The organism is Streptomyces sp. NPDC021020 (assembly GCF_044333285.1).
Taxonomy (GTDB): domain Bacteria; phylum Actinomycetota; class Actinomycetes; order Streptomycetales; family Streptomycetaceae; genus Actinacidiphila.
Map to the genome: position 1 here is coordinate 215,756 of NZ_JBIRQQ010000008.1, position 25,499 is coordinate 241,254.

Here is a 25,499-nt window from a genome sequence, read left to right on the forward strand (position 1 = left end):
GGAGCAATAGCATGGCTGCCGAGGCCTCGGTCCCGCATGATCGGTACTGATCGCAGCGACAGGGACCTGGTGGGACCGGGATCAAGCCGAGCGAGGGGAAGCAGTGAGCGAGAGCGGTGGGCCGCCGTCCGGCAAGAACGACGCCCCTGGGGGCGACCCCGCCACGGCCGCACGCGGCCCCGGCGGCGGACTCCTCATGGGCCGCTTCTTCGGCGTCCCCATCTACGTGGCGCCCAGCTGGTTCCTGATCGCCGCCCTGATCACCTGGGTCTTCGGCGACCAGCTCGACACCGTGCTGCCCGAGCTCGGCCGGGCCCGCTACCTGGTCTCGCTGTTCTTCGCCGTCGCCTTCTACGGCTCGGTGCTCGTCCACGAGCTGGCCCACACCGTGGCCGCGCTGCGCTTCAAGCTCCCCGTGCGGCGGATCCAGCTGCAGTTCTTCGGCGGCATCTCCGAGATCGAGAAGGAGTCCGACAGCCCCGGCCGGGAGTTCGTGCTCGCCTTCGTCGGACCGCTGCTGTCGCTGGTCCTCGCCGGCGTCTTCTTCGGCGGCATGCAGCTTGTCGAGTCCGGCACCGTGCCCGGCGTGCTGCTCGCCGGGCTGATGATCAGCAACCTCATCGTGGCGATCTTCAACTTCCTGCCCGGACTGCCGCTCGACGGCGGCCGCATGCTCCGCGCGGTCGTCTGGAAGATCAGCGGCCGCGCCATGACCGGCACCGTCGCCGCCGCCTGGGTCGGCCGCGCCCTCGCCCTCGCCGTCCTCGTCGGCCTGCCGATGCTCTCCTACCGGCGCGACGACAGCGGCACCGGCGTCGACTCGCTCACCGACGCACTCCTCGCCGCGATCCTCGCCGCCATCATCTGGACCGGCGCCGGCAACAGCCTGCGCATGGCCCGGCTGCGCGAGCGGCTGCCCGCGCTGCGCGCCCGCACCCTCACCCGGCGGGCCGTCCCGGTCGCCTCCGACACCCCGCTGTCCGAGGCGCTGCGCCGCGCCGACGAGGCCGGCGCCCGCGCCCTCGTCGTCGTCGACGGCCACGGCGACCCCACCGCCCTGGTGCGCGAGTCCGCGATCGTCACCACCCCCGAGCACCGCCGCCCCTGGATCGCCGTCGGCGGCCTCGCCCAGGACCTCACCCCGGGCATGCGGGTGTCCGCCGAGCTGTCCGGCGAGGACCTGCTCGACCGGCTGCGGGCCACCCCGTCCACCGAATACCTGGTGGTCGAGCCCACCGGGGAGATCTACGGCGTGCTGTCCACCTCCGACGTCGAGAAGGCCTTCATCGCGGCCATGTCCCGCCCGTAGCAGGTCCGGGACGGTCAGGGGCGGGGGAAAAGCCCGATAAGGTGATCCCCATGTCCGAACCGACCGGTGCCGCCCGCCGTCGCGGGCCCTTCAGAGTCGGGGACCAGGTCCAGCTCACCGACCCCAAGGGACGCCACTACACCTTCACGCTCGAAGCAGGGAAGCAGTTCCATACCCACAAGGGCGCCTTCCCGCACGACGAGCTGATCGGCGCCCCCGAGGGCAGCGTGGTCCGTACCACGGGAAACGTCGCGTACCTCGCGCTGCGCCCCCTCCTCCCCGACTACGTCCTGTCCATGCCCCGCGGCGCCGCCGTGGTCTACCCCAAGGACGCGGGGCAGATCCTGGCCATGGCCGACATCTTCGCCGGCGCCCGGGTCGTCGAGGCCGGCGTCGGATCGGGATCGCTGAGCACCTTCCTGCTGCGCGCCATCGGCGACCACGGCATGCTGCACAGCTACGAGCGCCGCGCGGACTTCGCCGAGATCGCCTCCCAGAACGTCGAACGCTACTTCGGCGGCCCGCACCCCGCCTGGCAGCTCACCGTCGGCGACCTCCAGGACAACCTGTCCGACACCGAGGTCGACCGCGTCATCCTGGACATGCTCGCCCCCTGGGAGTGCCTGGAAGCGGTCTCCAAGGCCCTGGTGCCCGGCGGCATCCTCTGCGCCTACGTGGCCACCACCACGCAGCTCGCCCGCACCGTCGAGTCGATCCGCGAGCACGGCAGCTTCAACGAGCCCGCCGCCTGGGAGACCATGGTGCGCACCTGGCACGTCGAGGGCCTCGCCGTCCGCCCCGACCACCGGATGATCGGCCACACCGGCTTCCTGCTCACCGCCCGCCGCCTCGCGGACGGCGTCGAGCCGCCGCTGCGCCGCCGCCGCCCCGCCAAGGGCGCCTACGGCGAGGACTACACGGGCCCGGGCTCCGGCTCCGGCGCGGGCTCCGACAGCTAGCACCACGCCGAATTTCGGCCAACTTCGCTACGACGCCGCCGGTTTGTCCGTTCCGGCAAGCCGGCGGCCCGCTTCCCGGAGCCCGCGCCCCCACCCCGCTACCCGCCCCCGCCGTACCCGCCCGGTGTGACGTGTGGCACGATGCCGGCAACCCCCGCCGAGCGACCCCGGGAGACAGGCGAGTGCAGCCCTCCGCAGGCCAGGACGTGGACCTCCCGCACACCCGCGCCGGACGCGTCCACTGGATCACCACCGCCGCCGCGGTCGGTGCCGTCGTGGCCGCGATGGCCGCCATCCAGCCCGCCGACGCCTCGCCGCGCACTCACACCGCGGCTGCCCCCGCCGGCACCGAGGGGCCCGCGGCCCCCGTCGCCCCGCCCGACCCGCTCGCCGTCACCTACCCGCTGACCTGCGCCCCCGGTACGAAACCGGACGTCGTCAACCGGGTGTCCGGCGACCTCGACGGCGACGGGCGCCCCGAGACCGCAGTCGTCGTGCGCTGCCACTCCGACACCGGCACCCCGCCCAGCGGCGTCTACATCCTCAGCGCCCCCGCCAAGGCCGGCGGCCCCCCGCGGATCGCCGTCACCCTGGTCAAGCCGCAGGACAACCGGCAGATCCAGGACTTCCGCCTGGAGGACGGCACCGTCAAGGCCACCGTGCTGGGCTTCTCCTCCGACAGCGTCCCGCAGTGCTGCCCCGACATGAGCCGCACCTACACCTGGGAATGGCGCGGCGACCGCTACGTCGCCCTGCCCGGCCCCGCCCCGAACACCGTCTGAGAAGGCCCCGCGGCCCCGGACCGGGGCCGCGCGTGGCGGCTACCCGGCGTCGGGGCCGTACACCTCGACCCGGTCCGCCACCCGACGCACATGGATGCAGTCGCCGGGACACTCCTTGGCGGAATCCACCACGTCCCGCAGCAGCGGCAGCGGGACGGGTACGGTGCCCCCAGGGCTCTGCACCAGCTCGTCGTCCGCGTCCTTGACGTAGGCCAGACCGTCGATGTCCAGCTCGAACACGTCAGGCGCGTACTGCACGCAGATCCCGTCGCCGGTGCACAGGTCCTGGTCGATCCAGACCTCCAGCGCCTCGGTCGCCTCAGCCGTCTCGTTGCTCACGGAAACTCATCCCTGCCGTCGGTCGTTCAGGAAGCAACCGGCCCATCCGGCTGTTGACCGAATCGACGATACAACCGGCTGCTTTCCGGGCGTGCTCGGTGGGTATCTCAGTGGCGGAGGGACGTGCGCAAGGGTGAAGATCGGACACACCGCGATCGTCTTTGTGATCTAGGGGTTTCAACCCCCACCGGCCCAGGTAGGGTCTGGAAACGTCCAGCTCCCCTTGGAGGAGGTGAGGACCGTGGCGGCCCACGACGACGACACCAACCGTGGCGGCCGACCCGCTCGGGGTTCGGAAGAACCCATGAGCCAGGTCGCCTTTCTTGAGCAGGAGATCGCCGTCCTGCGACGCAAGCTCGCCGACTCTCCGCGGCACACGAGGATTCTCGAGGAGCGGATCGTCGAGCTGCAGACCAACCTGTCCGGCGTGTCCGCGCAGAACGAACGCCTGGCAGGCACCCTCCGCGAGGCCCGCGACCAGATAGTGGCCCTCAAGGAAGAGGTCGACCGGCTCGCGCAGCCGCCGGCCGGCTTCGGCGTCTTCCTGCAGGCCAACGACGACGGCACGGCCGACATCTTCACCGGCGGGCGCAAGCTCCGGGTGAACGTCAGCCCGTCCGTCGACCTCGACGAGCTCCGGCGCGGCCAGGAACTGCTGCTCAACGAGGCGCTCAACGTGGTCGAGGCCATGGAATTCGAGCGCATCGGCGACATCGTCACCCTCAAGGAGATCCTGGAGGACGGCGAGCGCGCCCTGGTCATCGGCCACACCGACGAGGAGCGCGTGGTCCGGCTCGCCGAACCGCTCCTCGACGGCACCCTGCGCACCGGCGACGCACTGCTGCTCGAACCCCGCTCCGGCTACGTGTACGAACGCGTGCCCAAGAGCGAGGTCGAGGAGCTGGTGCTCGAAGAGGTCCCCGACATCGACTACCGCCAGATCGGCGGCCTCGGCAACCAGATCGAGCAGATCCGCGACGCCGTGGAGCTGCCCTACCTGCACGCCGACCTGTTCAAGGAGTACGAACTGCGCCCGCCCAAGGGCGTACTGCTCTACGGCCCCCCCGGCTGCGGCAAGACGCTCATCGCCAAGGCCGTGGCCAACTCGCTGGCCAAGAAGGTCGCCGAGGTCACCGGCCAGCCGCAGGGCAAGAGCTACTTCCTGAACATCAAGGGCCCCGAGCTGCTCAACAAGTACGTCGGCGAGACCGAGCGGCAGATCCGCCTGGTCTTCCAGCGCGCCCGGGAGAAGGCGAGCGAGGGCACCCCCGTCATCGTCTTCTTCGACGAGATGGAGTCGCTCTTCCGCACCCGCGGCAGCGGCGTCAGCTCCGACGTGGAGAACACGATCGTCCCCCAGCTGCTCGCCGAGATCGACGGCGTCGAGGGCCTGGAGAACGTCATCGTGATCGGCGCCTCCAACCGCGAGGACATGATCGACCCGGCCATCCTGCGCCCCGGCCGGCTGGACGTGAAGATCAAGATCGAGCGTCCGGACGCCGAGGCGGCCAAGGACATCTTCTCGAAGTACCTGCTGGACACCCTCCCGCTGCACGGCGACGACCTCGCCGAGCACGGCGGGTCGCCCGCGGCCACCGTCGACGCGATGATCCAGTCGGTCGTCGAACGGATGTACTCCGAGACCGAGGAGAACCGCTTCCTGGAGGTCACCTACGCCAACGGTGACAAGGAGGTCCTGTTCTTCAAGGACTTCAACTCCGGCGCCATGATCCAGAACATCGTGGACCGGGCCAAGAAGATGGCGATCAAGGCCTTCCTCGACCACGAGCAGCGCGGCATGCGGGTCTCCCACCTGCTCGCCGCCTGCGTGGACGAGTTCAAGGAGAACGAGGACCTGCCCAACACCACCAACCCCGACGACTGGGCCCGCATCTCCGGCAAGAAGGGCGAGCGGATCGTGTTCATCCGCACCCTGGTGACCGGAAAGCAGGGCGCGGACACCGGACGATCCATCGACACCGTGGCGAACACCGGACAGTATCTGTAGGCATTACCCTCCGGCTGCGGGTCCCGACGCGGGTACCCGCAGCCGGTGTGTGTTTCCCGGCCCGCACGGGCCGGGGCCCGGCAAGGAGGGCCGCATGACCGTACGGCGAGTAATGGGCATCGAGACGGAGTACGGGATCTCCGTCCCCGGCCACCCCAATGCCAATGCCATGCTCACCTCGTCCCAGATCGTCAACGCGTACGCGGCAGCCATGCACCGCGCACGCCGCGCCCGCTGGGACTTCGAGGAGGAGAACCCGCTGCGGGACGCCCGCGGCTTCGACCTCGCCCGGGACACCGCGGACACCAGCCAGCTGACCGACGAGGACATCGGCCTGGCCAACGTCATCCTCACCAACGGCGCCCGGCTCTACGTCGACCACGCCCACCCCGAGTACTCGTCCCCCGAGATCACCAACCCGCGCGACGCGGTGCTGTGGGACAAGGCCGGCGAGCGGATCATGGCCGAGGCCGCGCAGCGCGCCGCCCAGCTGCCCGGCGCCCAGCCGATCCACCTCTACAAGAACAACACCGACAACAAGGGCGCCTCCTACGGCACCCACGAGAACTACCTCATGCGGCGTGAGACACCGTTCTCGGACATCGTCCGGCACCTCACCCCCTTCTTCGTCTCCCGCCAGGTCGTCACCGGCGCCGGCCGGGTCGGCATCGGCCAGGACGGCCAGGGACACGGCTTCCAGCTCAGCCAGCGCGCGGACTACTTCGAGGTCGAGGTGGGCCTGGAGACGACCCTCAAACGGCCCATCATCAACACCCGCGACGAACCGCACTCCGACGCCGAGAAATACCGCCGGCTGCATGTGATCATCGGCGACGCGAACCTCTCCGAGATCTCCACCTACCTCAAGCTCGGCACCACCGCCCTGGTCCTGTCGATGATCGAGGACGGCTTCATCAAGGTCGACCTCGCCGTCGACCAGCCCGTCCGCACCCTCCACGAGGTCTCCCACGACCCCGGCCTGCGCCAGCTCGTCACGCTGCGCAACGGCCGGACACTCACCGCGGTGCAGCTCCAGATGGAGTACTACGAGCTGGCCCGCAAATACACCGAGGAGCGGTACGGCACGGACGCCGACCCGCAGACCAAGGACGTGCTGGCCCGCTGGGAGGACGTGCTCAACCGGCTGGAGAGCGACCCGATGAGCCTGTCGCGCGAGCTGGACTGGGTCGCGAAGCTGGAGGTCCTGGAGGGCTACCGGCGCCGCGACAGCCTCGGCTGGGACGCCGCCCGGCTCCAGCTCGTCGACCTCCAGTACGCCGACGTACGCCCCGACAAGGGCCTCTACAACCGCCTGGTCGCCCGCGGGCGCTTCCAGCGGCTGCTGGACGAGCCGGAGACCGTCCGCGCCGTCACCAAGCCGCCGGAGGACACCCGGGCGTACTTCCGCGGCCGCTGCCTGGAGCAGTACGCCGACGACGTGGCCGCCGCGTCTTGGGACTCGGTCATCTTCGACCTCCCCGGCCGCGACTCCCTGCAGCGCGTCCCCACCCTGGAGCCGCTGCGCGGCACCCGCAAACACGTCAAGGAACTCCTGGACCGCTGCCGTACGGCCGAGGACCTGGTCCGCATCCTGTCCGGCGGCTGACCTCCGGTGACTCCCGGCAACCCCCGCGACTCCCGGTGACCGATCTCCGGCGGCCGAAGCACGGCTGAAACGGGTCAGAACCGGGAATCAACGGGGTAGCACTCGGACGTTGACTAATCGAGAGCCAAGATCAGGGCCTCCTTGTAGGGTCGGATCTTGCAGGGCACGCAACCGAGCGGGGTGAGGGACATGGCAACCAAGGACACCGACGGCGGGCAGCAGAAGGCAACGCGTTCCACGGACGAGGCCGAGGAAGTCCAGGAGGACACCAAGGCCGCCGATGACCTCAAGGAACGCCACGAGAAGCTCTCCAACGACGTGGACTCCGTCCTCGACGAGATCGACGACGTACTCGAGGAGAACGCCGAGGATTTCGTGCGGTCCTTCGTTCAGAAGGGTGGACAGTAATCACGGATGTGAACGAGGGCGCCAAGTGGCGCCCTCGCCGCCGACGAGAGCTGCCCCCTGCCGCCTTCGCGCCCCGCGCTTCCGATCGATGTGGATCACTGCCACGAAACGGGTAGGGTCCGGGGCGTACTGTGCTTCAACTGCAATTCCGCCATCGGCAAGTTGGGTGACGATCCCGGCACTTTGCGGCGGGCTATCGCTTACTTGGAGGGAAACGCGTGGAAGCCAATTCTCGTAGCACCGGGCGTCTACCAGCTGCCTTCCTGACGCCCGGCTCGTCGTCCTTCCTGGACTTCCTGGGGGATCACGCTCCCGGGCTGCTGCCGGGGAGCAAGGCGCTGCCGCCGATCAAGGGGGCGGTCGAGCTGCCGCACGGGACGACGATCGTGTCCGCGGTCTTCGCCGACGGCGTCATCCTCGCGGGTGACCGGCGGGCGACGATGGGCAACGTGATCGCGCAGCGCGACATGGAGAAGGTCTTCCCGGCCGACGAGTACTCGGCCGTGGGGATCGCGGGCACCGCGGGGCTCGCCGTGGAGATGGTCAAGCTCTTCCAGCTGGAGCTGGAGCACTACGAGAAGATCGAGGGCGCCACGCTCTCCCTGGAGGGCAAGGCCAACCGGCTGTCCACGATGATCCGCGGGAATCTGAGCATGGCGCTCCAGGGCCTCGCCGTCGTCCCGATCTTCGCCGGCTACGACACCGAGCGCGGCAGGGGCCGGATCTTCTCCTACGACGTCACCGGCGGCCGCAGCGAGGAGCTGGGCTTCGCGGCCACCGGCTCCGGTTCGGTGTACGCCCGCGGCACCCTCAAGAAGCTCTACCGCAGCGACCTGACGGAACGCCAGATGGTCACCGCCGTCGTGCAGGCGATCTACGACGCGGCGGACGAGGACTCGGCGACCGGCGGTCCCGACCTGACCCGGCGCATCTTCCCGACCGTCACGGTGATGACGGACGAGGGCTTCCGGCTGCTGCCGGACTCCGAGGTCGGCGCGATCGCCCGCGAGGTGGTCGACGCGCGCCAGGAGCGCCCCGACGGCCCCCAGGCCCCGGTGCTGTGACCGCGAGTCAGCCGACGTCCCTCCGCGCGCTCCCAGCGCCGACCGCAGAAAGGCACGGTTAGCCGGTGTCCACGCCCTTTTACGTCTCACCCCAGCAGGCCATGGCGGACCGCGCCGAATACGCCCGCAAGGGCATCGCGCGCGGCCGCAGCGTGGTGGTGCTGCAGTACACCGACGGCATCGTCTTCGTCGCCGAGAACCCGTCCCGAGCATTGCACAAGGTCAGCGAGATCTACGACCGGATCGCCTTCGCGGCGGTCGGTAAGTACAACGAGTTCGAGAATCTGCGGCTCGGCGGTGTCCGCTACGCCGATCTGCGCGGATACACCTACGACCGGGCCGATGTGACGGCCCGGGGCCTGGCCAACGTCTACGCCCAGACGCTCGGCACGATCTTCTCCAGCGTCGGCGAGAAGCCCTACGAGGTGGAGCTGATCGTCGCGGAGGTCGGCGCCGCGCCCGAGGACGACCAGATCTACCGGCTCCCGCACGACGGCTCGATCGTCGACGAGCACGGGGCCGTCGCGGTCGGCGGCAATTCCGACCAGATCGGCAGCTATCTCGACCAGCGGCACCGCGACGGCATGAGCCTCGCGGAGGCGCTGGAGCTGGCGGTCGACTCGCTCAAGCGTGACACGAACGGCAGTGACCGGCAGATCACCGCCGAGCAGCTGGAGGTCGCGGTCCTGGACCGTACGCGGCCGCAGCAGCGGAAGTTCAAGCGCGTCCTCGGGCCCCAGCTGGCCCGCCTGTTCGACGGCGGGTCCGCGCCCGCTGCCGATTCCGAGGCCGAGTCGGCCTCGGAGGCCGAGACCGACGCCCCGTCCGGTGACGAGGAGCCGCCGCCCACCGCGTAGGGCGTCGTGCCTGCCCCGTGCCCTCCTCCGCAGCTTCCCGCGGGGGAGGGCGTCTTCATGTGGGGAGCGTCAGGCGGCGGGCGGGGCGGAGGAGCCGCGGGGGACGAGGGTGAGGGGGAGTTCCACCGCGGGGGCGGGGCGGCCCGCGAGGACGGCGAGCAGTGCGCGCATGCCGTGCTCGCCGATGCCCTCGGCGGGCAGCCGTACGGTCGTGAGCTCGGGGTCCAGTGCCCGTGCGAGCGAGAGGTCGTCGAAGCCGGTCACGGACACGTCGGCGGGTACGGACAGGCCCAGGGTGCGGGCGCCCTTGCAGGCTCCGGCGGCGAGGATGTCGTCGTCGCACAGCAGCGCGGTGGGGCGGGGCCCGGGTGCGGTGAGGGCGCGTACCGCGGCTTCGCGTGCCGCGTCGACGCCGAGGGCGGACCGGTGCCGTACGGCCGCGGGGGCGCCCGCGGCGGCGAGTTCCGCGGTGACGGCCTGGGTGCGGGCGCGGAAGGTCCAGGTGTCGACGTCGGCGGCGATGTGGGCGATCCGGCGGTGGCCGAGGGCGAGCAGGTGCCGGACGACCTGGCGGATGCCGTCGGTGACGGCGAGGTTGACGGTGGGCGGCCCGCCGGGCGTGTCGGGGTCGCTGTCGAGCATGACGAGGGGCAGTCCGCCGTCGCCGATGCCGGTGAGGGCGTCGGCGGCCATGGAGGAGGCGATGACGCCGTCGATGGCGGTGCGTGCGGAGCCGAAGGGGTCGCGGGCGGGGCCGATGCCTGCGGGGGAGGGGTAGAGCACGACACCGAAGCCGTTCTCGGCGGCGACGCGGGCAGCTCCGGTGTAGACGCGGGCGAAGTATTCGTGGGTGAGGGCGGGGACCACGAGCATGGCGGTCCTGGTCACGCCGAGCCGCAGGCTGCGGGCGGCGAGGTTGGGCCGGTAGCCGAGCCGGGCCGCGGCGTCGCGGACGGCCTGCGCGGTGCGTTCGGAGACCCGGCCGCGCCATTTTCCGCCGAGCACGAGGGAGACGGTCGCCTGGGAGACCCCGGCGGCGTGTGCCACGTCCCGCGAGGTGACCCGGGCGTCGCCGCCGGGCCCGCGGCGGTCGGCGGCGCGGCCCGCGCCGCGCGACCTGCCCGGCCCCGCGGCGGATCGGCCCCCGTCCCCGCCCCCTTGCCGGCCGCCGGCAGCGGCGCCCGCGCCGCCGCCGGCGTGGTCGCGGGCCGGTCCGGGGGCGGGGGGCGGCGGGGTGGCGGGGTCGTGCACGTGCGGGCTCCGTTCGCGGGTCGGGCGGATGGACCGGCGGGTGTGGCGCCGGTGGATGGACCGGCGGGTGGCGCCATGGTACGTATGAGGGCTGACGTTATACGTAACACGGGAAGGGGCGGGCATGGGTGGCGCCGGGTACGGGGAGCTGCTGCGGACACCGCACGCGGCGCGGCTGCTCGGCGGGACGCTGCTGGGGCGGCTGCCGAACGCGATGGCCGCCTTCGCGGTGCTGCTCTTCCTGCGGGACGAGGGCGCGAGCTACGGGCTCGCGGGCGCCTTGTCGGCGGGGTACGGCTGCGCGGTGGCCGTGGGGCAGCCGCTGCTGGGGCGGGCGGTGGACAAGCGGGGGCAGCCGCGGGTGATGGCGGGGGCGGCGCTGCTGTCGGCCGCCGGGTTCGCGCTGCTCGCGGCGACGGGGCCGGACCCGCTGCCGCTGGCGGTGGCCGCCGTGGTGCTCGCGGGGGTGGCGACGCCGCCGCTGGAGGGCGGGCTGCGGGCGCTGTGGCCGGGGGTGCTGGGGGGCAGTGCGGAGCGGGTGCAGCGGGCGTACGCGCTGGACGCGGCCGCCCAGGAGGTGATGTTCGTCGTGGGGCCGCTGCTGGTGACGCTGCTGGTGGCGGCCGCGTCGCAGGCTGCGGCGCTGGTGGTGACGGGGCTGCTGGGGGTGGCGGGCACCCTCGTCGTCGTCACCTCCCCGCCGTCGCGCGGCTGGCGGGCGGCCGGACGGGAGGCGCACTGGCTGGGCGCGCTGCGCTCGCCCCGGCTGGCGGTACTGCTGGGCGCCTTCTTCTTCCTCGGTATCGCGCTGGGCGCCCTCGCCCCGGCCGCGGTCGCGTACGGCGACGCGCACGGCGGCGGCGCCACGGCCTCGTACGTGCTGGCCGCCAACGGCCTGGGCGCGCTGGCCGGCGGTGTCACGTACGGCTCGCGGGAATGGCCGGGCACCCCGGAGTCGCGGCTGCGGGTGCTCGCGGTGGCGCTCGCGGCCTGCTATCTGCCGCTGCTGCTCGCCCCGGGCCTGCCCGGGATGCTGCCGCTGGCCGCGCTGTCCGGCTTCTTCCTCGCCCCGGCGCTCGCCTGCGGCTTCGTGGTCGTCGACCGGCACGCGCCGGCCGGCACGGTGACCGAGGCGTTCTCCTGGGTGGTCACGGCCGTCGGTGTCGGCGGCGCGCTGGGGACGGCGGCCGCGGGCGCGGCCGCCCAGCACGGTGGCGCGGCGGCCGGATTCGCCGTGACGGCGGCGGGCTGCGCGGTCGCGACGGCGGTACTGCTGGCGACCGGCGGTTTCCTGACAGCGGCAAACCTCGAAACCCGGCCGGAAAAAGATCCAAATCGTGCCGTCGAACCCCGTTTCAGCTCCACGCATCAGGCGTAATGTTCAGACATGGACCGCCGCATTTTCGGGCTGGAGAACGAGTACGGCGTCACATGCACGTTCAGGGGACAGCGGCGCCTGTCCCCTGACGAGGTGGCGCGGTACCTCTTCCGCCGTGTCGTGTCATGGGGCCGGAGCAGCAATGTTTTCCTCCGCAACGGTGCCCGCCTCTACCTCGACGTCGGCTCGCACCCGGAGTACGCCACTCCGGAGTGCGACAACGTCACCGAACTGGTCACGCACGACAAGGCCGGTGAACGGATCCTGGAAGGCCTTCTCGTCGACGCCGAACGCCGGCTGCACGAAGAGGGCATCGCCGGGGATGTCTACCTCTTCAAGAACAACACCGACTCGGCCGGCAACTCCTACGGATGCCACGAGAATTACCTGGTGGCCAGGCACGGGGAATTCTCCCGGCTCGCCGACATCCTGATTCCCTTCCTCGTGACGCGGCAGCTGCTGTGCGGCGCGGGCAAGGTCCTCCAGACCCCGCGCGGCGCCGTCTTCTGCGTGAGCCAGCGCGCCGAGCACATCTGGGAGGGGGTCAGCTCGGCCACCACCCGCTCCCGGCCGATCATCAACACCCGCGACGAGCCGCACGCCGACGCCGAGCGCTACCGCAGGCTGCACGTCATCGTGGGCGACTCCAACATGTCCGAGACCACGATGCTGCTCAAGGTCGGCGCGACCGACCTGGTGCTGCGGATGATCGAGGCCGGGACGGTGATGCGCGACCTGACGCTGGAGAACCCGATCCGGGCCATCCGCGAGGTCAGCCACGACATAACGGGACGCCGCAAGGTGCGCCTCGCGTCCGGGCGCGAGGCGTCGGCGCTGGAGATCCAGGAGGAGTACTACTCCAAGGCCGTGGAGTTCTGCGAGCGCCGCGGCATCCGCAGCGGTGTCATCGAGCAGGTGCTGGAGCTGTGGGGCCGGGCGCTGGAGTCGATCGGCAGCGGCGACCTGGGCCGGATCGGCACCGAGATCGACTGGGTCATGAAGTACCAGCTGATCGAGCGCTACCGGAGCCGCGACAACATCTCCATGTCGCATCCGCGGGTCGCCCAGATAGACCTCGCCTACCACGACATCCACCGCAGGCGCGGGCTGTACTACCTGCTGGAGCGCAAGGGCCAGGCCGCGCGGGTCTGCAACGACCTGCGGATCTTCGAGGCCAAGTCCGTGCCGCCGCAGACCACCAGGGCCCGGCTGCGCGGCGACTTCATCCGCCGCGCCCAGGAGCAGCGCCGCGACTTCACCGTCGACTGGGTGCATCTGAAGCTCAACGACCAGGCGCAGCGCACGGTGCTGTGCAAGGACCCCTTCCGGTCGGTCGACGACCGGGTGGAGAAGCTGATCGCCGGAATGTAGGACCGGGCGGCCCGGCCGAGCCGGGCCCACCGGGACGAAATGCCTGCACAGCAAGCCCACAGGCCCCGTACGGACGTCGTACGGGGCCTGTGGCACACCGTAGGGTGTGGGGCGGCAAACCCACGACCGAAAGCCCCGCCCCCGACCCGAACGAGGATCCCGTGCGCCGACGCTCCGTCCTGCTCGCCGTACCCGCGCTCATGCTCACCGCCGCCGGCTGCGGTAAAGACTCCGGCAAGAGCGACTCCGGGGCCTCCACGTCGCCCTCGGCCACCGACTCGGCGAGCCCGTCGGCCACGGCCACGTCCACGGCCACCGTGTCCGGCCCGCTGCCCGACGTCACCAAGGGCACGGCCTTCAACTCCAAGCCGACCGTCGCCAAGGGCCCCGGCACCCCGTCCAAGGAGCTGGCGGTCAAGACGCTGATCCAGGGCAGCGGCGCCGCTGCCGCCTCGGGCGATGTCGTCAGGGTGAACTACCTGGGTCAGGTGTGGAGCAGCGCGAAGGTGTTCGACACGTCCTACGGCAAGGAGCCGTACGACGTGCAGCTCGGCGAGCAGAAGGTCATCCCCGGCTGGGACCAGGGCCTGGTCGGCGCCAAGGCCAACAGCAGGATCATGCTGGGCATCCCGCCAGCCCTCGGCTACGGCACCTCCGGCAACCCGCAGGCGGGCATCAGCGGCACCGACACGCTGGTCTTCGTCGTGGACGTCCTCGACGTGTGGAACGGCCGTTCGTCGGCCAAGGGCAAGCTCGTGCCGCAGAACGACGCCAACCTCCCGAAGGTCGGCACCAACGTCGACGGCCTGGCACCGTCGATCACCGTGCCCAAGGTCAAGGCGCCCACCAAGCTGGTGTCCAACTACGTCATCGAGGGCGACGGCCCCGTCGTCAAGGACAGCGACGCGCTGCTGGTGCAGTACAAGGGTGTGCTGTGGGACGGCGGCAAGGAGTTCGACTCCAGCTACTCCCGCAAGCAGCTCACCCACTTCCCGCTCACCGGTGTCATCCCGGGCTGGACGCAGGGCCTGACGGGCAAGAAGGTCGGCAGCCGGGTCGTGCTGGTGACCCCGCCCGACCTGGCCTACGGCGACCAGGCCCAGGACACCATCCCGGCCAACTCCACCCTGGTGTTCACCGTCGACATCATCGCGGTGTACAACGGGGCGGCCTGAGCCGGGAGCCGCGCCGGTTGTCCACAGGCCCTGCGGCTGCTGCCGCCCTGACTCTGCAAGACTGTCCGGGTTGCCCGCAACCGTACAAGGAGCACGGACTGTGAACATCGAGAAGCCCGAGATCGACTTCCCGGGCGGCGAGCCGCCGGCCGATCTGGAGATCAAGGACATCTGGGAGGGCGACGGACCGGTCGCCGAGGCCGGTGCCACGGTCGCGGTCCACTACGTCGGCGTCGCCTTCTCCACCGGCGAGGAGTTCGACGCGAGCTGGAACCGCGGCGCGCCGCTGCGCTTCCAGCTGGGCGTCGGCCAGGTCATCTCCGGCTGGGACCGCGGGGTGCAGGGCATGAAGGTCGGCGGCCGCCGCCAGCTGACCATCCCCGCGCACCTGGCGTACGGCGACCGCGGCGCGGGTGCGGCGATCAAGCCCGGCGAGACGCTGATCTTCGTCTGCGACCTGGTCTCGGTCTGACACAAGGCCCGGCGGGTCCCGCCGGCACGGTGCCGTCCCCCCTGCGCGTGCACGGGGGACGGGCCCGGACCTGCGCGCCGTCCGCGCGCGGTACGGTGCGGGAGGACATCCGGGCGGCAGCCGGCCCCGGAAGACGCGGAAGAGACAGAAGGGGGTGGCGGTGGCGATCGCCAAAGCCGAACGGCTGATGAACCTGGCCCTGTGCCTGATGAACACCCGCCGTCCGGTCAGCAAGCGCGAGCTGCGCGCCTCCATCGAGGCCTACCACGAGGTGGCCTCGGACGACGCCTTCAACCGGATGTTCGAGCGGGACAAGGACGACCTGCGCGAGCTGGGCCTGCTCATCGACACCGTCGAGAACCTGGAGGGCGAGTTCGGCTACCTCGCCCGCCGCGACCGCAACCGGCTGCCCGACATCGCCCTCGACCCCGAGGAGGCCGCCGCCCTCGCGCTGGCCGCGAAGGTCTGGCAGCAGGCCCGGCTCGCCGAGGCCGCCAGCGGCGCGCTGCAGAAGCTGCGCGCGGCCGGGGTGCCGTACGAGGACGCGCACAGCGCGCTGGAGCCGCGCATCCCCACGCCGGAGCCTGCCTTCGAGGCGCTGATGCTGGCCACCCGCGAGCGCCGCGCGGTCACCTTCGACTACCGCAAGGCCAACGCGGTGCGCCCCGAGCCGCGGCAGGTCGAGCCGTGGGCGCTGGAGTGCTGGCGCGGCCACTGGTACATGGCCGGTCACGACCGCGACCGCGGCGCCGTACGGGTCTTCCGGCTGTCGCGGATCAGCGGCCGGGTCAAGGCCCGCGGCCGCTTCACCGCCGAGGTGCCCGCGCACGTGGACGTCCGCGCGGCCGTGGAGCGCTGGGCGGGCGAGGGCGCGACGGCCACCGCGACCATCCGGCTGCGCCGCGACAGCGGCTACCCGCTGCGGGCCCGCGCCGTGGTCCTGACCCCGGTCGACGCCGAGTGGGACGAGCTGGAGGTCCCCTACGGCCACGGGCTGGACGCGTGGCTCGCCGAATTCGGGCCCGACGTGGTCGTGCTGGCACCCGAGGAGCTGCGCTCCGAGGTGCTGGACCGGCTGCGCGCCGTGGCCAAGGGCTGAACGGGAGACGGCGGCATGAGCAACGCGATCGACCAGACCCGCAGGATGCTGTCCCTGGTGACATACCTGCGCGAGCGGCCCGGCGCCCGGGTGGACGAGGTGGCGCGCGCCTTCGGCGTGACCGAGGCCGAGCTGATCGGCGACCTGAACGTCCTGCCGCTGTGCGGCACCAGCTTCCGCGGCGGCGACCTGCTCGACATCGACACCGACGGCGAGCAGATCTGGTGGCACAACCCCGGCACCGCCGACGACGTGGCCCAGCCGCTGCGGCTGGCCGCCGACGAGGCGACGGCGCTGCTGGTCGCCGCCCGCGCGGTCGCCAACCTGCCGGGCCTGCGCGACAGCGACCGGCAGGCCCTGCTGCGGGCCGGCGCCAAGCTGGAGGCGGCCGCGGGCGAGGCGGCCGGCGGCAGCGCCCGGCTGTCGGTGACCTTCGAGTCCGAGGGCAGCGTCTTCGCGACCGTGGACCGCGCGCTCACCGAGCGGCGCCGGCTGTGGATGCGCTACTACTCGCCGGCGCGCGACGAGCTGACCGAGCGCGAGGTCGACCCGATCCGGCTGTTCGCGGTGGGCCACACCTACGTCGAGGGCTGGTGCCGGCTGTCCGAGGACCGGCGCACCTTCCGGCTGGACCGGGTCGCCGAGATCCGGCTGCTGGACGAGCCGTCCGACCCGCCCCGGCTGGAGCCGCGCGACCTGTCGCAGGGGCTCGTGCAGCCGGCCGGCGACGACCCCGAGGTCGTCGTCGAGGTGGGGCCCGGCGGGCGCTGGGTCGCCGAGTACTACCCGCACGACAGCGCGGAGGAGCTGCCGGACGGCGGCCTGCGCATCACGCTGCGCACCCCCGACCCGGGCTCGCTGCGCCGGCTCGCGCTGCGGCTGGGCCGCGACGGGCGGATCGTGGCGCCCGCCGCGCTCGCCGCCGACGCGCGCGACGCGGCGGTGCGCGCCCTCGCCGGATACGGGGAGTAGAGGCCGCCCATGACGGTCAGCTGCCCGCCGCCCGAGGCCGGGGCCGGTCCCGCGGTCTTCCGGGCCGGCTGCCCGCACTGCCGGACCAGTTTCGAGATCACCGCCGACGCCCTGCGGCTGGCCATCGGCGCCAGCGCCCGCACCACCTTCTACTCCTTCACGTGCCCTGGGTGCGGTGAGGCGGTGCGCAAGCCGGCCGGGGAGCGGATCGTCGAGCTGCTGACCGTCGGCGGCGTCCGGACCATGCGGCTGCAGGGGTAGGCTGCCGGGCCATGTGGTGGATCTTTCTGAGCGTCGGCCTGGCAGCCGCGGGCCTGCTGGTGCTCGCGGTGTTCGCGGCCCGGGTCTTCCGCGCGGTGGGCGAGCTGGCCGCGCAGGTGGCCGCCAGCAGCGAGGCGCTGGGCGCCGCGGGCGACCGGTTGCAGCGCGCCGCCGCCCCGCTGGCCAGGAGCGCGGGCGAGATCGCCCGCCGCTGAGCCTGCCGCGGGCGCCCGCGTGAAGGTACGCTGACCCGGCGACCGGACACCGCTCGGGCCCGCTGATCAGGGACGGTTCCCGTGCGGTCGCAACCTGGTGGACCCCGGCACTCATTCCGGCGTTCACCGCCGCACGCTACGATCCTTGCGTGGGAGATGGCCGCCGGGCCCGGGAGACCGGGGCGAACCGCCGGCCACCGGCCCTCGCACGGACGTACCGCACGGACCACGCCGCTCCCGGTGAGAAGGTAGATATTCATGCTCAGCAACATCAAGGGCTGGGAACTCCTCGTCATTGTCGCCGTCGTCGTCCTGCTCTTCGGCGCCAAGAAGCTGCCCGACATGGCCAGGTCGCTCGGCAAGTCGGCCCGCATCCTCAAGAGCGAGGCCAAGGCGATGAAGAACGACGGTTCGACGCCGGGGGCCGCCCAGGAGCAGGCGGCGCCGAAGACGATCAAGGCCGCGCCCGGTGACACCGCGAGCTCCCGCCCCGTCGAGGAGCGCAGCACGACCACCGGCTGAACCACCGGCCGGCCGCCGGGCCGGACAGCGAACGACCAAGCCGAACGACCAAGCCGAGAAGCACCGCCGACGGCTGCCGCACGAGACGAGGACGTGGGTGCTCAAGACTGCCCGCAAGCAGCAGAAGGACCCCGAGGGGCGGATGCCGCTCGCGGACCACCTGCGAGAGCTGCGCAACCGGCTGTTCAAGTCCGTGCTCGCGGTCATCGCCGTCACCATCGTGGCCGCGTTCTTCTACAAGGACATCATCCACCTGCTCCAGCAGCGCATCCCGGACAACGTCCGCTGCCTCGACGGCAGCTCGGCGGGCCACAAGGGCAGCGACGCCTGCGCCACCATGACCGTCAGCGGTCTGATGGGCGGCTTCTCCATCGCGCTGAAGGTCTCGCTGATGGCCGGCGTGGTCGGTGCGTCCCCGGTCTGGCTCTACCAGCTGTGGGGCTTCCTCGCCCCCGGCCTGCACAAGAGCGAGAAGCGCTACACGCTGGGCTTCGTCGGCGCGGGTGTGCCGCTCTTCCTGGGCGGCGCGGTGCTGGCGTACGAGATCCTGCCGCAGACCGCGCGGATCATGATCGGCTTCGTGCCGGACGACACCACCAACCTGCTGCCGCTGGACGACTTCCTCGACCTCGTCGTCCGGCTGGTCATCGTCTTCGGCCTCGCCTTCGAGCTGCCGCTCGCGCTCGTCGCGCTGAATTTCACCGGCATGGTCAGCGGCAGGCGGATGCTCGGCTGGTGGCGCGCCATGGTCATCGGCATCACCGTCTTCGCCGCGGTCGCCACGCCGACCGGCGACCCGTTGACCATGTGTCTGCTGGCCGCGCCCATCGTGCTGCTGTACTTCCTCGCGGTCGGCGTGTGCTTCTTCAACGACGGGCGCCGGGCCCGCCGCCGCGCCGCCGACCCCGACTTCGGGCTCGACCCGGACGAGGCCTCCAGCCTGGACCACGTCCCCGAGCAGGTCGGCTCCGTCGAACCGCTCGACGACGAGGACGACGACGACCGGCGCGGCAACGGCTACGACGACGCCACCTGACCGGCGCTTTCCGGGGGACCCCGCCCGTACCGCCGAAGCGGTGATACGGGATAGGGTCCGCCCGTGACCGGCGACATCACCCTTCTCGTCAATCCGACCTCCGGCCGCGGCGCGGGCGCCAGGGCCGCCCGGCCCGCCGCCGAGGCGCTGCGCTCGGCGGGTCTGGCCGTCCGCACCGTCGTCGGCTCCGACGCCGCCGACGCCCTCGACCAGGCCCGCAAGGCCGTCGACGGCGGCACGGGCGCGCTCGTCGCGGTCGGCGGCGACGGCATGGTCTCGCTCGCCCTTCAGGCGGTCGCCGGCACCGGCACACCGCTCGGCGTGGTCGCCGCCGGCACCGGAAACGACTTCGCCCGGGTCAGCGGCCTGCCCGTGCGCGACCCGGCCGCCGCGGGCGCCGTCGTCGCCGCGGCACTGAGCGAGGGCCGCAGCCGCCCGGTCGACCTGGGCCGGACCGGGGAGCGCTGGTTCTGCACCGTGATGGCGACCGGCTTCGACTCCCGCGTCAACGACCGCGGCAACCGGATGCGCTGGCCCCGCGGCCGCTTCCGCTACGACGTGGCGATGCTCGCCGAGCTGGCCGCGCTGCGCCCGATCCGCTACCGGGTGCAGTTCGACGACGCCCCCGAGCGCGAGCTGGACGCCACCCTCGTCGCGGTCGGCAACGGCTCCTCGTACGGCGGCGGCATGCGCATGTGCGCGGACGCGGAGATGGACGACGGGCTCTTCGACATATGCGTCGTCGGGCCCTGCACCCGCCGCACCCTGCTGCGGGTCTTCCCGCTGGTCTACAGCGGCAAGCACCCGCGGCACCCGGTCGTCACCGTGCACCGCGCCGCCCGGGTGCGGCTCGCCGCCGACGACGTCACGGCCTACGCCGACGGCGAGCGGGTGGGCCCGCTGCCGCTGTCCGCCGAGACCGTGCCGGGCGCCCTGCGGCTGCTGGCCTGAGCCGCGCCCCGCCCGTCCCGCCTGCCCCGTGAGGGGTCGGGCACCGCTCGGCGGGGGGGATTCCCCGGTTCACCCGGAGATAAAGATCACGCGGTGTGTCAGTCCCGTTGGGTAGGCTCAGGAGCGAGATGACAGACGAGAAGTCCGACGAGATGTACGGCGAGCTCTCCGACGATATGTCGCAGATGTCGCCTGCCGAACGCTACGCCGCGAGCCGCCGCCGTGCCGTGGAGAACGCCACCGCACTCGCGCAGTTCCGCGGCCTGTACGACTTCGGCCTCGACCCGTTCCAGATAGAGGCGTGCAAGGCGCTGGAGGCGGGCAGCGGCGTGCTGGTCGCGGCCCCCACCGGCTCCGGTAAGACCATCGTGGGCGAGTTCGCCGTCCACCTCGCCCTCGCCGAGGGCCGCAAGTGCTTCTACACCACCCCGATCAAGGCGCTCTCCAACCAGAAGTACAACGACCTGGCCAAGCGCTACGGCACGGACAAGGTGGGCCTGCTCACCGGCGACAACAGCGTCAACGGCGACGCGCCGGTGATCGTCATGACCACCGAGGTGCTCCGCAACATGCTCTACGCGGGCTCCGCGGCCCTCGACGGCCTCGGCTACGTGGTCATGGACGAGGTGCACTACCTCTCCGACCGCTTCCGCGGCGCGGTGTGGGAAGAGGTGATCATCCACCTCCCGCAGTCCGTGACCCTGGTGTCGCTGTCCGCGACCGTCTCCAACGCCGAGGAGTTCGGCGACTGGCTGGACACCGTACGCGGCGACACCCAGGTCATCGTCTCCGAGCACCGCCCCGTCCCGCTGTGGCAGCACGTGCTGGCCGGCCGCCGGATGTACGACCTCTTCGAGGAGAAGGCCGACGGCACCCCCGCCGCCATCGGCAACCGCGGCCGCCGCGAGGTCAACGCCGACCTGGAGCGGCTGGCCCGGATGGAGAACCAGCGCACCTACCACCCGCGCGCCAAACGCGGCCGGGAGGCCGACCGGGAGCGCGAGCGGCGCGCCCGCAGCCGGGTCTGGACGCCCAGCCGCGCCGAGGTCATCGACCGCCTCGACGCCGAGGGCCTGCTGCCCGCCATCACCTTCATCTTCAGCCGGGCCGGCTGCGAGGCCGCCGTCCAGCAGTGCCTGTACGCCGGGCTGCGGCTCAACAGCGACGAGGCGCGCGCCCGGGTCCGGGCGGTCGTCGAGGAGCGCACCCGCTCCATCCCCGACGAGGATCTGCACGTCCTCGGCTACTTCGAGTGGCTGGAGGGCCTGGAGCGCGGTATCGCCGCGCACCACGCGGGCATGCTGCCGGCCTTCAAGGAGGTCGTCGAGGAGCTCTTCACCGCCGGCCTGGTCAAGGCGGTCTTCGCCACCGAGACGCTCGCGCTCGGCATCAACATGCCGGCCCGCTCGGTGGTGCTGGAAAAGCTCGTGAAGTGGAACGGCGAGACCCACGCCGACATCACCCCCGGCGAATACACCCAGCTCACCGGGCGCGCCGGGCGGCGCGGCATCGACGTCGAGGGCCACGCCGTGGTGCTGTGGCAGCGCGGCTTCGACCCCGGCGCCGTCGCGGGCCTGGCCGGTACGCGCACCTACCCGCTGCGGTCGTCGTTCAAGCCGTCGTACAACATGGCCGTCAACCTCGTCGGGCAGTTCGGGCGGCACCGCTCGCGGGAGCTGCTGGAGACGTCCTTCGCGCAGTTCCAGGCCGACCGCTCCGTCGTCGGCATCTCCCGGCAGGTGCAGCGCAACGAGGAGGGACTCGACGGCTACAAGGAGTCGATGACCTGCCACCTCGGCGACTTCGACGCGTACATGGCGCTGCGCCGCGAGCTGAAGGAGCGCGAGGCGCACCTGTCGCGGCAGGGCGCCTCGCTGCGCCGCGCCGCCGCGACCGAGGCGCTGGAGAAGCTCAGGCCGGGCGACATCATCCACGTCCCCGCCGGGAAGTACGCCGGGCTCGCGCTGGTGCTGGAGCCCGGCATCCCCGGCGGGCGCGCCGCCGGGCACATCCCGCGCGACGGCGTCCACCACGACGGGCCGCGCCCGCTCGTGCTCACCGCCGAGCGGCAGGTCAAGCGGCTCGCGCAGCTGGACTTCCCGGTGCCCGTCGAGGCGCTGGACCGGATGCGCATCCCCAAGTCCTTCAACCCGCGCAGCCCGCAGTCCCGCCGCGACCTCGCCTCGGCGATGCGCAGCAAGGCCGGGACGGCGGGCTGGGCGGCCCCCGCGCACCACCGCCGCAAGGAGCGGTCGGCCGCGGCCGACGACACCGAGATCCTGCGGCTGCGCGCCGCGATCCGCGCGCACCCCTGCCACGGCTGCGACGAGCGCGAGGACCACGCCCGCTGGGCCGAGCGCTACCACCGGCTGCGCCGCGACACCCAGCAGCTGGAGCGCCGCATCGAGGGCCGCACCAACACCATCGCCCGCACCTTCGACCGGGTGTGCGCGGTGCTCGCGGAGCTGGGCTATCTGGAGGGGGACAAGGTGACCCCCGAGGGCCGCAGGCTCGCCCGCCTCTACGGCGAGCTGGACCTGCTGGCGAGCGAGTGCCTGCGGGACGGCGTGTGGGACGGGCTGGACCCGGCGGAGCTGGCCGCGTGCGCCTCCGCCCTCGTCTACGAGTCCCGGCAGGCCGACGACGCGGTCGCGCCCAAGCTGCCCAGCGGCGAGGCGCGGGCCGCGCTCGCCGAGATGGTCCGCATCTGGGGCCGGCTCGACGCGCTGGAGGAGGATCACCGGATCAACCAGACCGAGGGCGTCGGCCAGCGCGAGCCCGACCTCGGCTTCGCGTGGCCGGCCTACCGCTGGGCCTCCGGCCACGGCCTGGACGCGGTCCTCGGCGACGCCGACATGCCCGCCGGGGACTTCGTGCGCTGGTGCAAGCAGCTCATCGACGTCCTGGGCCAGATCAGCGAGGCCGCCCCGGAGGGCAGCCCCGTCCGGCGCACCGCCCGCAAGGCCGTGGACGGCCTGCTGCGGGGGGTCGTGGCGTACTCGTCGGTGGGCTGACCGCGGCCCCGCCCGGTCAGCTCACGCGGGTGCAGGTCAGGGAGCCCTTGAGGGTCACGATGGCGCCGGCGCCGCTGTAGTCCTTGGCGATCTGCAGGCCGTCGACGGTCACCGTCCAGGTGTCGCCCGACTTCTGCGCGGTCACGCCCTGCGACTTCGCCACCCGCCCGGAGTACGACGTGCCGTCCGGGGTGTTGAAGAGGGCCACCTGCGCGGGGCTGTCGGCCGTGGTGGCGATGAAGGACGGGAAGATCTGCTTCTTCGCCAGCACGTCCGGCGTCGTCACCCCGATGAGCTTGCCGTCCTTGACCTCGCACACCACCCCGCCGGTGAAGTCGGCCCCGCCGGTCGCCGCCCCGGTGAAGTCCAGGTGCCCCGACACCTTCCCCGCGGGCTTCGCGGGCGCGCTGCTGCTGTCGGCGGGCGCGCTGCTCCCGCCGGACGCGGCGCCGGTGCCGGTGGAGGCGCTGGTCGAGGGGGCCTTCGCGTCGTCGGACTTCTTGTCGGAGGAATCCGACGAGCATCCGCTGAGCGCGGTGGCGGCGAGCGCCGCGCCGAGCGCGACAGCGGTGAGGGCGGTGCGGTGACGCATGGGGCGGGTGTCCTCTCCCGGATGCCTGTGGTCGCGCCAGTGTACGGATGCGGGGGACGAACCTCCCAGCGCAGGGCCGCGGGCCGGCGCCCACGGCCGGTGGGCGTACGGACGCGGGCGCGGCGCGGGGCCGTAGCGGCGGGGGTCGGGCCGTGAGCGCGCGGGCGCGGCGCGGTCCGTACCGGCGGGGGCAGGGCGTACGGGCGCGGGCGCCGGCGGGCTCAGGGCGTACGGGACAGGTACGCGCGCCAGCCGCCGTAGGCGGTGATGTCCGGGGCCGTGGTGAGGGCGGCGGGCTCGCAGAGGAAGCCGGTCGCCTCGGTGCCGTCGCGCAGGGTCACCCGGCCCAGGGCCATCGGGCGGGGGAGGGCCGCGGCCAGCGTACCCAGAGCCGCCGGGGACAGCTCCCACACCTCGGCCTCGACGGGCGCGCCGCCCTCCGCGACCCGCGCCAGGCCCGGCTTGGGCGGCACGGTGTCCAGCGCGTACAGGCGGTAGGCGGGCGCCGTGGCGGTCGTCTCCGCGAGGCGGGCGCCCAGCGCGAGGAGCTGCCCGTTGAGCGGCTGGCCGGACAGATGCGCGCCCACGACCGCGAGCCGCACCGGCGGCTGGAGCAGCGCGGCGATCTCCGCGACCCGGTCGTCCGCGCCCGCCGGGCCCAGCAGCATCACCCCGAAGGGCCGCCCCCGCACCGTGCCGCCCGGCACCGCGGCCGCGCACAGGCCGAGCAGATTCGCCGAGTTGGTGAAGCGCCCGAGCCGGGTGTTGGTGCCCACCGGGTCGGCGGCGACCTCCGCGAGCGTCGGGTGGCCGGGGACGGTCGGCAGGAGCAGCGCGTCGCAGCTTCCCAGCTCGGCGGTCGCGCGCCCGCGCAGGACGGCGAGCCGGTCGCGGTCGGCGACGAGGCGGTACGCCGGGATGTCGCGCGCCGCGCGGATGATGCCGGCCACGGTGGGGTCGAGGTCCGCGCCGCCCCGCTCCACGAACGCGCCCACCGCCGTGTAGCGCTCCGCGACGAACGCGCCGCCGTACAGCAGCGCTGCCGCTTCGCTGAACGGGGCCAGGTCGATCGTCCGCAGCTCGGCGCCGGCCGCCGCGAGCCGCCGGGCGGCCGCCTCGTACGCCGCCGCCCAGCCGTCGTCCAGCTCGCCGAGCTGCTCGGGGCGCGCGACCGCGACCCGCCACGGGCCCGGGCGGCGCGGCGGCGGGACGGGGCTCGCCAGCAGCGCGAGAGCCCGGCGGGCCTCCGGCAGCGTACTGGCGAAGACGCTCACGCAGTCGAGGCTCGCGCACGCCGGGACGACGCCCTCGGTCGGCACGAGGCCCGGCGTCGGCTTGAGGCCCACGATGCCCTGGAAGGCCGCGGGGACGCGGCCCGAGCCCGCGGTGTCCGTGCCCAGCGCGATGTCGGCGAAGCCGAGCGCGACGGCCGCCGCCGATCCCGAACTCGACCCGCCGCCGATCCGCTCCGGTGCGAGCACGCTTGGTACGGGCCCGTAGGGGCTGCGGGTGCCGACCAGGCCGGTCGCGAACTGGTCCATGTTCGTGGAGCCCAGCACGACCGCGCCGGCCGCGCGCAGGGCCGCCACGGCGGGGGCGTCGCGCTCCGGCACGTAGGCGTACGAGGGGCAGCCGGCGGTGGTCGGCAGCCCGGCGACGTCGATGTTGCCCTTGACGGCGAGCAGCGTGCCCGCCAGCGGGAGCGCGGCCCCCGCCTTGACCTGGGCGTCCACCTCCCGCGCGTCCGCGGCGGCCTCCTCCTCCGGCCGCAACGCGATCCACACGTCAGCCCTGCGGGCCCGCTCCATCTCCCGATACGCCGCGCCGACGCGCGCCTGAGCTCTGCTCATTCTCCTTC

General features: G+C 72.6%; 24 protein-coding genes and 1 pseudogene. 21 read left to right on the forward strand and 4 right to left on the reverse strand.

Features of this window, described 5'->3' with window-relative positions; translation table 11 throughout:
- The first annotated feature begins 103 nt into the window (after positions 1-103).
- The 3 genes from ACH4SL_RS24695 to ACH4SL_RS24705 all read left to right on the forward strand — a co-directional run bounded on the left by ACH4SL_RS24695 (position 104) and on the right by ACH4SL_RS24705 (position 3,050).
- Positions 104-1,309, forward strand: a complete 1,206-nt coding sequence (locus ACH4SL_RS24695; RefSeq protein ID WP_398449132.1) for a site-2 protease family protein — start codon at positions 104-106, stop codon at positions 1,307-1,309.
- A 50-nt stretch (positions 1,310-1,359) separates the two neighbouring features.
- Positions 1,360-2,268 (forward strand): tRNA (adenine-N1)-methyltransferase, encoded by a 909-nt coding sequence (locus ACH4SL_RS24700; protein ID WP_031515101.1) that lies wholly within the window; start codon positions 1,360-1,362, stop codon positions 2,266-2,268.
- A gap of 182 nt (positions 2,269-2,450) precedes the next feature.
- A complete protein-coding gene (locus tag ACH4SL_RS24705) occupies positions 2,451-3,050 on the forward strand; it encodes a hypothetical protein (protein WP_398449135.1) in 600 nt (199 codons plus the stop codon).
- A 39-nt stretch (positions 3,051-3,089) separates the two neighbouring features.
- On the opposite strand, the gene ACH4SL_RS24710 is transcribed toward ACH4SL_RS24705, so the two are convergent.
- On the reverse strand, positions 3,090-3,389 hold the full coding sequence (locus ACH4SL_RS24710) for a ferredoxin (RefSeq protein WP_398449137.1): 300 nt from the start codon (positions 3,387-3,389) through the stop codon (positions 3,090-3,092).
- Between the two features lie 241 nt (positions 3,390-3,630).
- On the opposite strand from ACH4SL_RS24710, the gene arc reads away from it, so the two are divergent.
- The 6 genes and pseudogenes from arc (at position 3,631) to prcA (ending at position 9,332) form a co-directional block, all read left to right on the forward strand.
- Positions 3,631-5,397 (forward strand): proteasome ATPase, encoded by a 1,767-nt coding sequence (arc, locus tag ACH4SL_RS24715; RefSeq protein ID WP_398449140.1) that lies wholly within the window; start codon positions 3,631-3,633, stop codon positions 5,395-5,397.
- 94 nt (positions 5,398-5,491) lie between these two features.
- Entirely contained in the window at positions 5,492-7,003 is a 1,512-nt protein-coding gene (gene dop / locus ACH4SL_RS24720) for a depupylase/deamidase Dop (RefSeq protein ID WP_398449142.1), read from the forward strand.
- Between the two features lie 189 nt (positions 7,004-7,192).
- Positions 7,193-7,411 carry a ubiquitin-like protein Pup gene (locus ACH4SL_RS24725; RefSeq protein ID WP_398449144.1) on the forward strand — a complete coding sequence of 73 codons (219 nt, stop codon included), beginning with the start codon at positions 7,193-7,195 and terminating at the stop codon, positions 7,409-7,411.
- An 84-nt stretch (positions 7,412-7,495) separates the two neighbouring features.
- Positions 7,496-7,678, forward strand: a pseudogene (locus tag ACH4SL_RS24730) (endonuclease VII domain-containing protein); the annotation flags it as partial.
- Positions 7,630-8,475, forward strand: coding sequence for a proteasome subunit beta (prcB, locus tag ACH4SL_RS24735; protein ID WP_398449146.1), 846 nt, complete (start codon positions 7,630-7,632; stop codon positions 8,473-8,475). The pseudogene ACH4SL_RS24730 and the gene prcB, both read left to right, overlap by 49 nt.
- Positions 8,476-8,540: 65 nt before the next feature.
- Positions 8,541-9,332, forward strand: coding sequence for a proteasome subunit alpha (gene prcA, locus ACH4SL_RS24740; protein WP_398449148.1), 792 nt, complete (start codon positions 8,541-8,543; stop codon positions 9,330-9,332).
- A 69-nt stretch (positions 9,333-9,401) separates the two neighbouring features.
- On the opposite strand, the gene ACH4SL_RS24745 is transcribed toward prcA, so the two are convergent.
- Positions 9,402-10,379 (reverse strand): LacI family DNA-binding transcriptional regulator, encoded by a 978-nt coding sequence (locus tag ACH4SL_RS24745; RefSeq protein ID WP_398449625.1) that lies wholly within the window; start codon positions 10,377-10,379, stop codon positions 9,402-9,404.
- A 328-nt stretch (positions 10,380-10,707) separates the two neighbouring features.
- Here ACH4SL_RS24745 and ACH4SL_RS24750 point away from each other — a divergent pair, with 328 nt between their 5' ends.
- From ACH4SL_RS24750 to ACH4SL_RS24805, 12 genes are all read left to right on the forward strand, one after another.
- Complete coding sequence (locus tag ACH4SL_RS24750; protein WP_398449150.1) at positions 10,708-11,961, forward strand: MFS transporter; 1,254 nt, start codon at positions 10,708-10,710, stop codon at positions 11,959-11,961.
- 9 nt (positions 11,962-11,970) lie between these two features.
- Complete coding sequence (gene pafA / locus ACH4SL_RS24755) at positions 11,971-13,332, forward strand: Pup--protein ligase (protein WP_398449152.1); 1,362 nt, start codon at positions 11,971-11,973, stop codon at positions 13,330-13,332.
- 161 nt (positions 13,333-13,493) lie between these two features.
- Complete coding sequence (locus ACH4SL_RS24760) at positions 13,494-14,507, forward strand: FKBP-type peptidyl-prolyl cis-trans isomerase (protein ID WP_398449154.1); 1,014 nt, start codon at positions 13,494-13,496, stop codon at positions 14,505-14,507.
- A gap of 100 nt (positions 14,508-14,607) precedes the next feature.
- A complete protein-coding gene (locus ACH4SL_RS24765) occupies positions 14,608-14,979 on the forward strand; it encodes an FKBP-type peptidyl-prolyl cis-trans isomerase (protein ID WP_398449156.1) in 372 nt (123 codons plus the stop codon).
- 160 nt (positions 14,980-15,139) lie between these two features.
- On the forward strand, positions 15,140-16,078 hold the full coding sequence (locus tag ACH4SL_RS24770) for a helix-turn-helix transcriptional regulator (protein ID WP_398449158.1): 939 nt from the start codon (positions 15,140-15,142) through the stop codon (positions 16,076-16,078).
- 15 nt (positions 16,079-16,093) lie between these two features.
- Positions 16,094-17,050 carry a helix-turn-helix transcriptional regulator gene (locus ACH4SL_RS24775; RefSeq protein WP_398449160.1) on the forward strand — a complete coding sequence of 319 codons (957 nt, stop codon included), beginning with the start codon at positions 16,094-16,096 and terminating at the stop codon, positions 17,048-17,050.
- 9 nt (positions 17,051-17,059) lie between these two features.
- Positions 17,060-17,311 (forward strand): hypothetical protein, encoded by a 252-nt coding sequence (locus tag ACH4SL_RS24780; protein ID WP_398449162.1) that lies wholly within the window; start codon positions 17,060-17,062, stop codon positions 17,309-17,311.
- Between the two features lie 11 nt (positions 17,312-17,322).
- A complete protein-coding gene (locus ACH4SL_RS24785) occupies positions 17,323-17,526 on the forward strand; it encodes a hypothetical protein (protein ID WP_398449164.1) in 204 nt (67 codons plus the stop codon).
- Positions 17,527-17,784: 258 nt separating this feature from the next.
- The gene (gene tatA / locus ACH4SL_RS24790) at positions 17,785-18,048 is read left to right on the forward strand and encodes a Sec-independent protein translocase subunit TatA (protein ID WP_398449166.1); all 264 of its coding nucleotides are present in this window, start codon (positions 17,785-17,787) and stop codon (positions 18,046-18,048) included.
- A gap of 97 nt (positions 18,049-18,145) precedes the next feature.
- The gene (gene tatC, locus ACH4SL_RS24795) at positions 18,146-19,084 is read left to right on the forward strand and encodes a twin-arginine translocase subunit TatC (protein ID WP_398449168.1); all 939 of its coding nucleotides are present in this window, start codon (positions 18,146-18,148) and stop codon (positions 19,082-19,084) included.
- 63 nt (positions 19,085-19,147) lie between these two features.
- Positions 19,148-20,035, forward strand: a complete 888-nt coding sequence (locus ACH4SL_RS24800) for a diacylglycerol kinase (RefSeq protein ID WP_398449170.1) — start codon at positions 19,148-19,150, stop codon at positions 20,033-20,035.
- 176 nt (positions 20,036-20,211) lie between these two features.
- Positions 20,212-23,049 (forward strand): DEAD/DEAH box helicase, encoded by a 2,838-nt coding sequence (locus ACH4SL_RS24805; protein WP_398449627.1) that lies wholly within the window; start codon positions 20,212-20,214, stop codon positions 23,047-23,049.
- Between the two features lie 16 nt (positions 23,050-23,065).
- On the opposite strand, the gene ACH4SL_RS24810 is transcribed toward ACH4SL_RS24805, so the two are convergent.
- Positions 23,066-23,641, reverse strand: coding sequence for a hypothetical protein (locus tag ACH4SL_RS24810; protein ID WP_398449172.1), 576 nt, complete (start codon positions 23,639-23,641; stop codon positions 23,066-23,068).
- A gap of 221 nt (positions 23,642-23,862) precedes the next feature.
- On the reverse strand, positions 23,863-25,491 hold the full coding sequence (locus ACH4SL_RS24815) for an allophanate hydrolase (protein WP_398449174.1): 1,629 nt from the start codon (positions 25,489-25,491) through the stop codon (positions 23,863-23,865).
- Positions 25,492-25,499: the final 8 nt, after the last annotated feature.